This window comes from Arthrobacter sp. SLBN-112, assembly GCF_006715225.1.
In the GTDB taxonomy this organism is placed as follows: Bacteria; Actinomycetota; Actinomycetes; order Actinomycetales; family Micrococcaceae; genus Arthrobacter.
Map to the genome: position 1 here is coordinate 3,751,166 of NZ_VFMU01000001.1, position 12,399 is coordinate 3,763,564.

The following is a 12,399-nucleotide window of genomic DNA, read 5'->3' on the forward strand; positions in this document are numbered from 1 at the left end:
CCATGCAGATCGGTGTTTTCAGCGTCAGCGACATCACCACGGACCCCACCACGGGCCGCACCCCCACCGAGCACGAGCGCATCAAGGCCTCGGTGGCCATCGCCAAAAAGGTCGAGGAAATCGGTATGGATGTCTACGCCCTGGGCGAGCACCACAACCGGCCCTTCTTCTCCTCCTCCCCCACCACCACCCTCGCGTACATTGCGGCCCAGACCGAACGGATCATCCTCTCCACGGCCACCACGCTGATCACCACCAATGACCCGGTGAAGATCGCCGAGGACTTCGCCATGCTCCAGCACCTCTCCGACGGGCGCGTGGACCTGGTCCTGGGCCGCGGCAACACCGCCCCGGTGTACCCGTGGTTCGGGAAGAACATCCAGGACGGCGTGGAGCTGGCCATCGAGAACTACAGCCTCCTGCGCAAGCTGTGGGATGAGGACACCGTCAACTGGTCCGGCAAGTTCCGCACCCCGCTGCAGAACTTCACCTCCACACCCCGCCCGCTCGACGGCGTGGCTCCCTTCGTGTGGCACGGCTCCATCCGCACCCCGCAGATCGCCGAGGTGGCCGCGTACTTTGGTGACGGCTTCTTCGCCAACAACATCTTCTGGCCCAAAGAGCACTACCAGCAGCTGATCGGCCTCTACCGCGAGCGGTACGAACACTACGGCCACGGCAAGGCGGACCAGGCAATCGTTGGACTCGGCGGCCAGTTCTTCATGCGGAAGAACTCCCAGGACGCAGTGAACGAGTTCCGCCCGTACTTCGACAACGCCCCCGTGTACGGCCACGGACCGTCCCTGGAGGACTTCACCTCCCAGACCCCGCTGACTGTGGGCAGCCCGCAGGAAATCATCGAAAAGACCCTGACGTTCCGTGAGCACTTCGGCGACTATCAGCGCCAACTGTTCCTGATCGACCATGCCGGGCTGCCGCTGAAGACCGTCCTGGAGCAGCTGGACCTGTTCGGCGAGGAGGTCCTGCCTGTCCTCCGCAGCGAGTACGCGGCCCTCAAGCCGGCCCACATCCCCGAACCGCCCACCCATGCCGGCCGCGTGGCCGCCCTGCTCGCATCGCAGGACGCCGACAAATCCGCTGCGGAGGCGTGATGGCTGCGGGAGGATCGGAATCGCCGGTGCGGCTGGCCGCCGAAACATGGGAGTCACTGTTCCGGGCCCAGGTTGCCGTAATGCGAAGGCTGCAGTCCGGGCGGGCGTTCCGGAAGCTGGCGGTGAATGAATACGACGTCCTGTTCACGCTCTCCCGGTGCCCGTCCGGCTGGCTGCGGCTCAACGAGCTCAACGACAATGTGCTGTTGAGCCAGTCCAGCCTGAGCAGGCTGGTCGAGCGGCTCGAAAAGCGCGGGCTCGTTGCCCGGATGCCGGCCCCCGAGGACGGCCGCGGCATCCTGCTGAAGCTGACTGACGAGGGACGGGAGCTGCAGAAGGAGATCGGCCGCGAGCACGTCCGGGACATCTCTGCGCTGGTGGGTCCTGCGCTGACGGCCGCGGAGCAGAAGGAACTGATGCGGCTCACGGACAAGCTGCGGAGCTCGCTGGGTCCCCTTCCCAAGTAGCAGGCGGCTGCCCGGCACGGGGAGAGAGCCAGACCCTTAGAGCCGGCCGGCGGAAGAGCCAGCCGGGCCGGGAAGTCAGCCCAGCGCCACCAGCCGGGCGGGATCCTCGACCGGGAGGTCCCCGTTGACCACGGCGGTGACGCGCAGCTGGTTCAGCACCAGGCTCCCGCCCACTGTGGACAGGAAGGCCGTGTCTGAGGAGTCCCGCCCGGCGGTGATGCGCAGCATCGACTCCCGGGGAGCAAGCCCGGTGGGGTCGATGATATGCCAGGCTCCCTGCACGTAGGCTTCGACCACGGCATGAAAATCCATGGGGCTCAGGCCCGGTGCGTACACAGCCGCCAGCCGGGCCGGGATGTCCTTGGAGCGGAGCAGGGCGATGGCCAGGTGCGCAAAGTCCCGGCAGACGCCGCGCCTGCTGAGGAGGGTCTCCACCGCGCCGTCCGTGCCGCGGGAGGAGCCGCTGATATACCGCAGCTCGCCGTTCACCCAGTTGCGGACGGCCTGCACCAGGTCCGCCCCCTTGACCCCTTCGAACTCGGCGTAGGCCGTAGGCAGGAGCCGGTCCGACTCTGCGTAGCGGCTGGGACGGACGTAGCGGATGCGGTCGGCCAGGGTGGCGTCTTCGGGGACAGCGCGGCCGGCCACCGTTGCCGTGTATTCCACGGCGACGTCGGTGGGTTCGGCGAACTCCATGTAGTGGAACCGGCCGCCGTGGTGGTCCGAAACCTCGGTCAGTGGAACCTCTGCCCCGCCGGCCGTGACGGAGAGGGCTTCCTCAAAGGATGAGTAGCCGCTGTTCCTTGCCACGGCAATGGCCATGGCCACCTTGGTGTTGGCGATGGTCCTGAAGGCCAGGCGTGCGGAAACAGAGCGTTCCATGTCTCTCCGGGGGTGTTGGGGGCGGAAGGCAAGTCGACCGCACCGCACTTGTGAGTGCCGGCAGCGGGACTAGTTTTTGACCTTCAGCGACATTAGCATCCGCTGCACGTTGGCGAAGTCAGGACTTTCGTTGACGTACTGCGCAGCCTGGCCAAGGGTGTCGAAGGCCTTCGCCGGCGCCACTTTCTCATCCGGGGCATAGGCCTTGAGGTCCACCAGGTCCCCGAACGAGTAGTCCCCCTTGCCGGCCGGACCCCGCACCACATTGCGCAGCCCGCACGCCTGCCCGTCCGTTCCACCCACCAGGTTGGTGATCCCGTACGAACCGAAGTAGCGGTAGCCCTGGATCACCCGGTAGACCATGCGCGGCGGGATGGTCCCCTCCCCGCCCTGGGCGGAAAGCTCAACGGGTACGCTGCTGATCACCGTGTAGGGGTGCCGGGCGTTTTCCGGGCAATCAGGGGACGACGGCGGCAGTCCGGTGCGGAGCGCGGCAACAAAAGTTCCGTCGGGCTTCTTCACTTCCACCTTCAGTCCGCCGGGAAGCACGCCGTCCTCCGGCGCCACGGACTGGGCGATCCAGTCCGCCGGCAGGTCGAAGCTGACGGTTTTTGCGGGGTCGGAGAACGTCTTCCAGGAAGCCGCGGTGGCAACACCCCGGGGTTCCCCGGAGGGTGCGGAGGCGGAGGCCTGGACACTGCCGGAAGTATCGGGCGAGGCCGATGCCGTGCCCGACGTTGGGCCGGGCGCGGCAGATCCGGAGGTTGCCGCCGCCGATGGTGCGGGTTGCGCCGTCCATCCCGGGCCGGCCGGGGATCCCGAGCACCCGGCCAGCAGGAACACTGCCGCCGCCAGGGAAGTCCGGGAAAGGGCGGTCACTGCTGCCTTGCCTGTCATGGAAGCCAGCCTAGTGGCGCCACGGCTGCTGCCCGGGCTGCCGCAATGGTGTTTCATGCGCGCCGGAACGGGTGTTTCCTGCGCCTGCCGCGACGGCCCCCTCCCGGCCCTCCACCGTCCCTGACGGTGGGCACCCAGCCCGGCGTGTCGGCGTCGGGCACTTACCACCCCGGCCTGGGACTAGGCTGGACGTTATGGCGGAAGAGCAGCACGGCGCAGCCGAAGACAACCCGGCGGATATCTCCGCCCTGGACATCGCCGACTGGCGGCTGAGGACCTTTGCGCTCTATGACAACGTCCGCCGGTTCGCGGTGGAGAGCCCGTCGGAGGCGCACTCGTACTGGCGCCACCAGCGTGACCTGATGTTCGGCACCCACCCGGCGTCCGCGCTCACCGCCACGGACAAGGCGCGCTTCTCGGGGCTGAAGACTGCCGATTACGATCCCATCTACCGGTTCCACGTCCCCCTGACGAAAGAGGGCGCCGGCCGGGAGATGAACGTCGAAACCGCCACCGACGGGGTGGTCCACTTTGTCCGGCTGGGGACGTTCGACCTGCCGGAAATGGGCCAACTCGGGGTATGGAAACTGCACGGGTATGGCGGTGGCATCTTCGTTCCGTTCCGCGATGCCACGGCCGGACAGCCCGGCGGAACCTATGGGGCCGGCCGCTACCTGCTGGACACCATCAAGGGCGCCTTCCACGGCGTCAACGGCACGGGCCCCGGTGCCACGTTCGTCCTGGATTTCAATTTTGCCTACAACCCGTCCTGCGCCTACAACGAGGCCTGGGCCTGCCCGCTGCCCGGGCCCTCCAATCGGCTGGCAGTGGAAATCCCCGTGGGCGAGCTGTACTGACGCATGGCGGTCCGTCCCGGGCGCTTTGCCCGCATCCCCTTCCTCCTGCCTGCCCACGGCACTGAACGTGCAGCCGGGGCCGCCGGATGACGGAGCAACCGTCCGCAGCCGCTGTGCAGGAAATTACCCCCCGGCGCCTTCCGGCCACCCGGCACTACCGGGGGATCCTGCGCTTTCCGGTCATCCGGCAGTTGATCCGCTTCTCCGGTGTTGGCGTCATCTGCACCGCGGCATCGCTTGGCCTCTACGCGCTGCTGCGGCCGTGGCTCGGCGCCCAGCTGGCCAACGCGGTGGCGCTGGTCCTCACGTCCCTGCTGAACACGGCGTTGAACCGGCGGCTGACCTTCAAGATCGCCGGGCAGCAGCGCCGTACCCGTGACCACTTCAACGGCCTGGTGGTGATTGCCGTGGCGCTGGTGATCACCGGCAGCAGCCTGGGCGTGCTGCATTGGCTCAATCCGGATGCCACCGTGGGGGATGAACTGCTGGCCACCACGTTGTCCGGCTTCCTGGCCACGGCGGTGCGCTTCAGCATGCTGCGGCACTGGATTTTCCGCCGCGCGCGCCACCGCTGACCCGGCTGCCCGATCCGTTACCGGGCCTGGCCTGCGCCGAGGTTCCTGACGCTGGCGACGGCGGACCTTACCGCGTCCGCAGCCAGGTCCAGGTCCTCCCGGGTCACTGACGCGTCGAAACTGAACCGGACGGCGGTCTGCGCCACTTCGGCGGAAATTCCCAGCGCGGTGAGCACGGGCGACGGCGCATCCGAGCCGGCAGCGCAGGCGGAACCGCTGGAGCAGACCACACCCTGCCGTTCCAGCTCCAGGAGCAGGGACTCGCCGCTGGTTCCGGGGAAGCAAAAGGACGCAACGGACGGCAGCCGTTCGGTGGGGTGGCCGGTCAGGGCGGCGTCCGGCACCGCGGCCATCACTGCACCGATGAACCCGTCCCGCAGGGCGGCCACCCTTGCCTGCTGCTCCGGCTGCCGGTCCCTGGCCAGCGTGAGGGCGGTGGCCAGGCCCACCGCGCCGGCCACGTTTTCCGTTCCCGAGCGCCGGCCGCGTTCCTGGCCGCCGCCGTGGATGACCGGTTCCAGCCGGGTGCGGCTGCGGACGAAAAGCATGCCGCAGCCTTTGGGTGCGCCCAGCTTGTGCCCGGAGATGCTCATGGCATCAACGCCCAGGGCCTTGGTATCCAGCGGCAGCCAGCCGGCGGCCTGGACGGCGTCGGTATGGAACGGGATTCCGTGGCGGTGGGCCAGTTCCGCGAGCGCGGCGATGGGCTGGATGGTGCCCACCTCGTTGTTGGCGTACATGATGCTGACCAGCGCGGTCTCCGGACGCAGCATGCCGGCCAGGGCACCGGGCGTCACCCGGCCGGTGGCATCCACCGGCACCACATCCACCACAAAGCCGTGGAAGCGCTCGAGGTAGCGCGCGGATTCCTCCACGGCAGGGTGTTCGACGGCGCTGATTAACACCCGGTTCAACTCCGGGTTGGCGGCCTGCCGGGCCAGGGCAATGCCTTTGACGGCCAGGTTGTCCGCTTCCGTTCCTCCGGAGGTGAACACCACCTCGCCCTGCCGGCAGCCGAGGACACCGGCAACCGCAGCCCGCGCCCCCGCGAGCGCCGCGGCTGCCGCCTCACCGAGGGTGTGGTGGCTGGAAGGGTTCCCGAATGCGCCGGTGAGGAAGGGCCACATGGCGTCCAGCACTTCACGGCGGACGGCGGTGGTAGCAGCTGCGTCAAGGAAGATCACGGCAGGATCACCCGGTGGTCAGTTCGACGTCGAGGCCCAGGTCCAGCGCGGCCACGGTATGGGTCAGTGCTCCCACGGAGATGACGTCCACGCCTGTGCCGGCAATGGCCGCGACAGTGCCGGGGTTGACGTTGCCGCTGGCTTCCACGCGGGCGCGTCCGGCCACGAGGGCTACGCCGGCCTTCAGCTCCGCCACGGTGAAGTTGTCCAGCATGATGGTGTCCACGCCGGCTGCCAGCACGGGTTCGATCTGGTCCATGCTGTCCACCTCGACCTCAAAATGGGTGGTGTGCCCCAGCTGGGCTTTGGCGGCCAGCAGGAGCCCGGTGAGCTTTGCCGGGTCTCCGCCGGTCATCACGGCGAGGTGGTTGTCCTTGGCCAGCACCGCGTCGGAGAGGCTGTACCGGTGGTTGGAGCCGCCCCCGCACCGTACCGCGAAACGCTCTAGGACGCGCAGGCCGGGCGTGGTCTTGCGGGTGTCGGTGATGCGGGCCCGGGTTCCCTCTGCCAGCCGGACGAATTCTGCGGTCTTCGTGGCGATGGCGGACATCCGCTGGACCAGGTTAAGGGCCACGCGCTCCGCCATCAGCACCGAGCGGGCGCTGCCGCTGACCCGCGCAAGGTGCGTGCCGGCGTCGAACGTTTCCCCGTCTGCCACGAGCAGCTCCACCTGGGTGGTGGGGTCCACGAGCTGCATCGCGTCGCGGAACACGGTTGCGCCGCTGAGCACGCCGGGGACCCGGGCATTGAGGACGGCTGCGGCGCGCGCCTGGGCGGGAATGAGCAGCTGTGAGGTGATGTCGCCGGAGGGAGCATCCTCGGCGAAGGCCCGTTCCAGGATCTCCCTGACGGGTGCTGCCGGGAGGGTGAGGTCCAGTGCCGGGCGCACGGTGGCTGCGTGGTCGATCACGGCGGGTTCAGTCATGGAGCAGGCTCGCTTTCGGGCGCGGAGGGTAAGGGGCTTCGGTGTGGACGGGCTCGTCGCTGCGGTAGTGCGCCCCGAGGGACTCAGGTCGGCGCCGGGCTCCGGCGACCAGCAGCTGCGCAGCCAACAGGAGGTTCCCGTCCTCATGCACCACAGGGTCGGAAGAGGAAGAGCTGGCATGGGGACGGACGACGGCGGCCCAGTGGTCAAGCGTGGCAGCCGCCTCAAGCAACAGCTCCCCAGAGCGCAGCACCCCGGCGTGCGAGGTCATGAGTCGACGAAGAGCGTCCCGCGAGAAGTGCCCAGGTGTATCGAGGGGTTCACGACTCAGGTGCGTTCTCCACACGCTGGGCTTCGGCTGCGGGGCGATGGATGCGTCGGGCAGCTTCGGAGGTCTGGCCGCCGAGCTTGCGAGGCGATCGCCGGTGCGAGGCGCGAGTGCAGGCGCCGAGGGACTTGCGGAGCTGCCCTCCAGGAAAGATTCAACAGCGCGGCGGCCGAAGACGAGTCCCTCAAGGAGGGAGTTGCTGGCCAGCCGGTTAGCCCCGTGGACCCCGGTGCACGCGACTTCGCCGGCGGCGTAGAGGCCGGGGACGGTGGTGCGTCCGTGGGTGTCGGTCCGTACCCCGCCCATCCAGTAGTGCGCGGCGGGTGCGACGGGGACCAGTTCGCGAGTCCAGTCGATGCCGGCGTCGAGGGTCTTGCGGGTGAGGGTGGGGAACCGTTGCTGCAGGAAGCCGTGGCCCCTGGCCTGCTCGATGGCGCGCGCGTCGAGGTAGACATGGCCGTTGGGGTCCCCGAGTTTGGCGAGGTGGAGGGCGATGCTGCGGGAGACGACGTCCCGGGGTGCCAGTTCGGCGTCGGGGTGGTAGGCCTTCATGAAGCGGCGGCCGTTGGAGTCGAGGAGGACGGCGCCTTCGCCGCGGACGGCTTCGGAGATCAGCAGCGGGCCGTCCAGCCGGGCCGGGTGGGCGGTGGCGGAGCTGACCAGGCACGTGGGGTGGAACTGGAAGAATTCGAGGTCTGCGGTGGCTGCGCCGGCGCGAACGGCGAGCGCCAGCCCGTCGGCGGTAGCCACGGCAGGGTTGGTGGTCTGGGCGAACAGCTGGCCGGCTCCCCCCGTTGCGAGCAGGACGGCGTCAGCGTCGAGGCTGAGGTGCCGGCCGTCCTGGAGGTACTCGACCCCCGCCACGCGCCCTTGAGCGGTGGTCAGGGCTGTGATCCGGGCGTGCGTGAGGAGCGTGAGCTTTCCTTCGTCCCGCCGGGACAGGACAGCCTGGATCAGCGCGCCGGCGACGCGGGCGCCCGTGGCGTCTCCTCCCGCATGCAGGATGCGGGCGGCACTGTGGGCTGCTTCAAGCCCAAGGGCAGGACCGTCGTCGTGCGTTGCGTCCCCCTGCGCTTCCCGGTGGCCTGCGTCAAAGGCGACCCCGTAGCGCTGGAGGCCGGCGATGTCCTGCCGCGCCTGCGTGCACATGAGCCGGACGGCAGCCTCGTTGCAGTGCCCCGCCCCCGCCCGGAGGGTGTCCGCGATGTGCGCGGCAACGGTGTCCCCCGGGGCGGGCTGGGCCAGTACCGCTGAGATGCCGCCCTGCGCGTACCAGGTGTTGCTGTGCTCCAGGGCGCCCTTGGTCAGCAGCACCACGTCGGCGCCGGCCTCTGTGCCAAGCAGTGCAGCATAGAGTCCTGCGATGCCGCTTCCCACAACGGCGAGCCGGCGGCTCATCAGGGCCTCGCAGCGAGCATGCGCTCGAGCGCTGTCCTGGCGTTGGCCTGCACGTCGTCGTCCACGGTGATGCGGTTGACGATGCGGCCGGCCACCAGTTCCTCCAGGACCCAGGCCAGGTAGCCGGGGTGGATGCGGTACATCGTGGAGCACGGGCAGATTACGGGGTCCAGGCAGAAGATGGTGTGCTGCGGGTATTCGGCGGCAAGCCGGTTCACCATGTTGATTTCCGTGCCGATGGCGAAGGTGGTGGGCTCCGTGGCTGCCGCGATGGCCTTCTTGATGAAGTCGGTGGAGCCGGCGGAATCAGCGGAGTCCACCACTTCCATGGGGCACTCCGGGTGCACGATGACCTGCACGCCGGGGAAGTCCGCGCGGGCCTTCTCGATCTGGGCCACGTTGAAGCGCTTGTGCACGGAGCAGAATCCGTGCCAGAGGATGACGCGGGAGTCCAGCAGGGCCTGTTCGTCGTTGCCGCCGAGTTCCTTGCGCGGGTTCCACATTGGCATCTGCTCGAGGGGCACACCCATGGCCTTGGCGGTGTTGCGGCCCAGGTGCTGGTCGGGGAAGAACAGCACCCGCTGGCCGCGCTGGAAGGCCCACTCCAGGACGGTCCTGGCATTGGAGGAGGTGCAGACGATGCCGCCGTGTTCGCCGCAGAAAGCCTTCAGGGCCGCGGAGGAGTTCATGTAGGTGACGGGGATGACCGGAACCCGGCCCTCGGCGTCGGGCTCGGTGCCGAAGATCTCCGCCAACTGCTCCCAGCATTCCTCCACGGAGTCCGTGTCCGCCATGTCTGCCATGGAGCAGCCGGCGGCGAGGTTGGGCAGGATGACCGCCTGCTCCGGGGTGGAAAGAATGTCCGCGGTTTCGGCCATGAAGTGGACGCCGCAGAAGATGATGGCCTCTGCCTCCGGCCTGGTCAGCGCCGCGTTGGCGAGCTGGAAGGAGTCCCCCACGAAGTCCGCGTACTGGATCACTTCGTCGCGCTGGTAGAAGTGGCCCAGGATGACGGCGCGTTCGCCCAGGGTGGCTTTGGCGGCCTTGATCCGTTCCCCGAACTCGGCGTCGCCGGCAAGTTTGTACTCCTCGGGGAGCTGGCCCTGGCGGGGGGTGGTGGCGGGGGCAGGGTCGGCGCTGGACGCGCCCGGGCCATAGGCGGGGACACCGGCGAGCGCCTCGGCCAGGTCGTAGTCCCACGGGCCCTTGGCCAGCGCCGGGCTGCAGGTGCTGCGTTCAGCTGCTGCGCCTTTTTCGGCCTGTTCGCGCGTGATCAGCTGGATTGCCGTGTTGACGCTGCTCATGGTGTGCTCCTGTTGTCTGGGTCAAGGCCTGGCCGGCCGGTGTAGCGGTAGAGGCGTGGTGGACGGTGTTTGCCGCCCTGGAGGTATTCCCCGGTTTCTTCAATTTCCGGGGTGGATTTGAGTTGCCGGCGGAAGTTGGCCGGATCCAGTTGGCGGTCAAGGACGGCCTCGTAGACTTCGCGGACCTGGGCCAGGGTGAAGTACTCGCCCAGCAGGTGGTACGCCACCGAGCCGTAGGCCAGCTTGTTGCGCAGGCGCCAGAGGGCGTAGTCAACGATGGCATTGTGGTCGAAGGCCAGTTCGCCGAGCCGGTCCGCGCGGAACCACCTAACGTTCTCGGACTCGTCAGCCAGGGCGGCTTCCGTTGGCTGGACCAGGGCCCAGTACACAATCGAGACCACCCGTTGGGTGGGTGAGCGGTGCAGGCCGCCGAAGGCGTACAGCTGCTCGAGGTAGCGGGGCGCGAGGCCCGTGGTCTCCCGCAGGTTCCGCGCCGCGGCGTCTTGGAGGGATTCCTCATGGCTGAGGGGCCCGCCGGGCAATGCCCACATCCCTTTGAAGGGCTCGCGGATGCGGCGTACCAAGGGCAGCCAGAGCGTGGGACGGCCCGAGGATTCACTCGGCCGCAGGGCGAAAATTACCGTGGAAATGGCGAGCGACGGCGGTGCGGCCTGCCGCTCGGAAACATTTGCCGAGCTGTAGTACACGTCCACCGCCTTCCGTCGCGCCCATCGTGCCCGCCCCGGCGGCCCTTCTGAGTTATGGTCAACTTGACCAAAACTAATTCTACGGCGCGCGGCGCCGGAAAGGGAAATGTTTCTGCGACCTCGTGGCTAGCTGCGGCAGGCACGGCCAATGAGACCGTTCCCGCTGCAGTGCCACATCCCACCGCCGGGGTCCCCTTCCTGTTTTTGGCCCGCTCCCGGAAGCGGTAAATTCAAGAGGTCCCAAAAGGATCCCCGGACCATTCGGACCGGACCATCGAACCAGCCCCCAGAAGGTGCACTGCCCCATGACGATGAAGTCTGACCGGACCGCGTCCGCCACACTCCCGCCGAAGACCAAAGCCGTCCACAGCATGAAACCGCGCCAACTCACCATGATGGGGCTCGGCAGTGCCATCGGCGCGGGCCTGTTCCTGGGATCGGGCGCCGGGGTCCAGGCAGCCGGGCCGGCAGTTCTCATCTCCTACCTGGTGGCCGGGACACTGATCATCCTGGTGATGTGGGCGCTGGGCGAGATGGCGGCCGCAAACCCGACCAGCGGCGCCTTTTCCGTCTACGCGGAGCGGGCCCTTGGCCGTACCGCCGGCGCTACCATCGGATGGCTGTGGTGGCTGCAGCTGGTGGTGGTGATCGCCGCCGAGGCACTGGGTGCCGCCGGATTGCTGTTCTCCATCTGGCCCGTGGTCCCCGTCTGGGCGCTGGCACTGCTGTTCATGGTGGTGTTCACCGGTATCAACCTGGCCGGTGTCCGGAACTTCGGCGAATTCGAGTTCTGGTTTGCCATCCTCAAGGTCGCCGTCATCGTGCTCTTCCTGGCCGTCGGTGCCGCTTTGCTCCTTGGCCTGCTGCCCGGCGTCGCGTCCCCCGGCGCCGGCAACCTCACCGGGAACTTCGCTCCCCAGGGCCTGGGCGGGGTTGCTTCGGCTCTGTTTGTGGTGATCTTCGCCTTCGGCGGGACGGAAATCGTCTCGGTGGCCGCGGCCGAAACCGAGGATCCGGAGCGCAGCGTGGGAAAGGCCATCCGCACCGTGGTGTGGCGCATCCTGGTGTTCTACATAGGCTCCGTCTTCGTCATCGCCGCCGTCCTCCCCGCCACGTCCGGGAGCCTTGCCTCACCCTTCGCCGGCGTCCTGGACGCTGCCAGGATCCCCGGCGCCTCCACCGCCATTACCCTGGTTGCCGTCGTCGCCCTCCTCTCGGCACTGAACGCCAACCTCTATGGCGCCTCCCGCATGGCCTACTCCCTGGCGCAGCGGGGTGAAGCGCCGCGTGTCCTGACCCGCCTCAACCGTGCGGCCGTTCCTCTGCCCGCGGTGGCGGTTTCTGTGGCCTTCGGCTTCATTGCCACGGTCCTGGAACTGTTGTTTCCGGAACGGATTTTGCCTGCCCTGTTCCAGCTGGTGGGCTCAACGTGCCTGGTGGTCTGGGGCAGCGCGCTGGTCTCCCAATTGATCCTGCGCCGGCGGGCTGACCGGGACGGAATCCCGCTTCCCCTGCGGATGAAGGGCTTCCCCTCCCTCACCATCCTGGGCCTGGTCCTCCTGGGCCTGATATTCGCCGTCGGCTTCAGCGCGGAGAGCAGCCGTGTGCAGCTGTTCAGCACCTTCGCACTCATTGCCGGCATCGCCCTGGCGTGTGCCGCCGGGGCCCGCCTCACCAGCAGGAACCGGGCCGCCAGCAGGTAGAGTGGTGCGTACCTTTCCAAGGAAGACGCACCGACGCGCCGGGCCCGCCCAGGCGCCGAA

At 68.2% G+C, this 12,399-nt stretch carries 12 protein-coding genes; 5 read left to right on the forward strand and 7 right to left on the reverse strand.

From position 1 onward, the window contains the following. The first annotated feature begins 2 nt into the window (after window positions 1–2). Both FBY33_RS17250 and FBY33_RS17255 read left to right on the forward strand, forming a co-directional pair. Window positions 3–1,112: an LLM class flavin-dependent oxidoreductase gene (locus FBY33_RS17250; RefSeq protein ID WP_142031581.1), complete on the forward strand. Its 1,110-nt coding sequence runs from the start codon at window positions 3–5 to the stop codon at window positions 1,110–1,112. Beyond that, window positions 1,112–1,579, forward strand: coding sequence for a MarR family winged helix-turn-helix transcriptional regulator (locus tag FBY33_RS17255; RefSeq protein ID WP_142031582.1), 468 nt, complete (start codon window positions 1,112–1,114; stop codon window positions 1,577–1,579). Before FBY33_RS17250 ends, FBY33_RS17255 begins: the two co-directional genes overlap by 1 nt. A gap of 75 nt (window positions 1,580–1,654) precedes the next feature. On the opposite strand, the gene FBY33_RS17260 is transcribed toward FBY33_RS17255, so the two are convergent. Next, window positions 1,655–2,461, reverse strand: coding sequence for a transglutaminase-like domain-containing protein (locus FBY33_RS17260; protein ID WP_142031583.1), 807 nt, complete (start codon window positions 2,459–2,461; stop codon window positions 1,655–1,657). A gap of 69 nt (window positions 2,462–2,530) precedes the next feature. Continuing rightward, window positions 2,531–3,358 carry a hypothetical protein gene (locus tag FBY33_RS17265; RefSeq protein ID WP_142031584.1) on the reverse strand — a complete coding sequence of 276 codons (828 nt, stop codon included), beginning with the start codon at window positions 3,356–3,358 and terminating at the stop codon, window positions 2,531–2,533. A 194-nt stretch (window positions 3,359–3,552) separates the two neighbouring features. On the opposite strand from FBY33_RS17265, the gene FBY33_RS17270 reads away from it, so the two are divergent. After that, window positions 3,553–4,215, forward strand: a complete 663-nt coding sequence (locus tag FBY33_RS17270; protein WP_142031585.1) for a DUF1684 domain-containing protein — start codon at window positions 3,553–3,555, stop codon at window positions 4,213–4,215. 86 nt (window positions 4,216–4,301) lie between these two features. Further along, window positions 4,302–4,790 carry a GtrA family protein gene (locus tag FBY33_RS17275; RefSeq protein WP_142031586.1) on the forward strand — a complete coding sequence of 163 codons (489 nt, stop codon included), beginning with the start codon at window positions 4,302–4,304 and terminating at the stop codon, window positions 4,788–4,790. 17 nt (window positions 4,791–4,807) lie between these two features. On the opposite strand, the gene FBY33_RS17280 is transcribed toward FBY33_RS17275, so the two are convergent. From FBY33_RS17280 to FBY33_RS17300, 5 genes are read right to left on the reverse strand one after another with little or no spacing between them, the layout of a single operon-like run. After that, a complete protein-coding gene (locus tag FBY33_RS17280; RefSeq protein WP_142031587.1) occupies window positions 4,808–5,974 on the reverse strand; it encodes a cysteine desulfurase family protein in 1,167 nt (388 codons plus the stop codon). 7 nt (window positions 5,975–5,981) lie between these two features. Then, the gene (gene nadC / locus FBY33_RS17285) at window positions 5,982–6,899 is read right to left on the reverse strand and encodes a carboxylating nicotinate-nucleotide diphosphorylase (RefSeq protein WP_142031588.1); all 918 of its coding nucleotides are present in this window, start codon (window positions 6,897–6,899) and stop codon (window positions 5,982–5,984) included. Continuing rightward, window positions 6,892–8,625, reverse strand: coding sequence for an L-aspartate oxidase (locus FBY33_RS17290; RefSeq protein ID WP_142031589.1), 1,734 nt, complete (start codon window positions 8,623–8,625; stop codon window positions 6,892–6,894). The genes nadC and FBY33_RS17290 overlap by 8 nt, the downstream gene beginning before the upstream one ends. Continuing rightward, window positions 8,625–9,929 (reverse strand): quinolinate synthase NadA, encoded by a 1,305-nt coding sequence (gene nadA / locus FBY33_RS17295; protein ID WP_142031590.1) that lies wholly within the window; start codon window positions 9,927–9,929, stop codon window positions 8,625–8,627. The genes FBY33_RS17290 and nadA overlap by 1 nt, the downstream gene beginning before the upstream one ends. Continuing rightward, window positions 9,926–10,636 (reverse strand): NUDIX hydrolase, encoded by a 711-nt coding sequence (locus FBY33_RS17300; RefSeq protein WP_142031591.1) that lies wholly within the window; start codon window positions 10,634–10,636, stop codon window positions 9,926–9,928. Before FBY33_RS17300 ends, nadA begins: the two co-directional genes overlap by 4 nt. Window positions 10,637–10,941: 305 nt before the next feature. On the opposite strand from FBY33_RS17300, the gene FBY33_RS17305 reads away from it, so the two are divergent. Beyond that, the gene (locus FBY33_RS17305; RefSeq protein ID WP_142031592.1) at window positions 10,942–12,339 is read left to right on the forward strand and encodes an amino acid permease; all 1,398 of its coding nucleotides are present in this window, start codon (window positions 10,942–10,944) and stop codon (window positions 12,337–12,339) included. The last annotated feature ends 60 nt before the right edge of the window (window positions 12,340–12,399 follow it).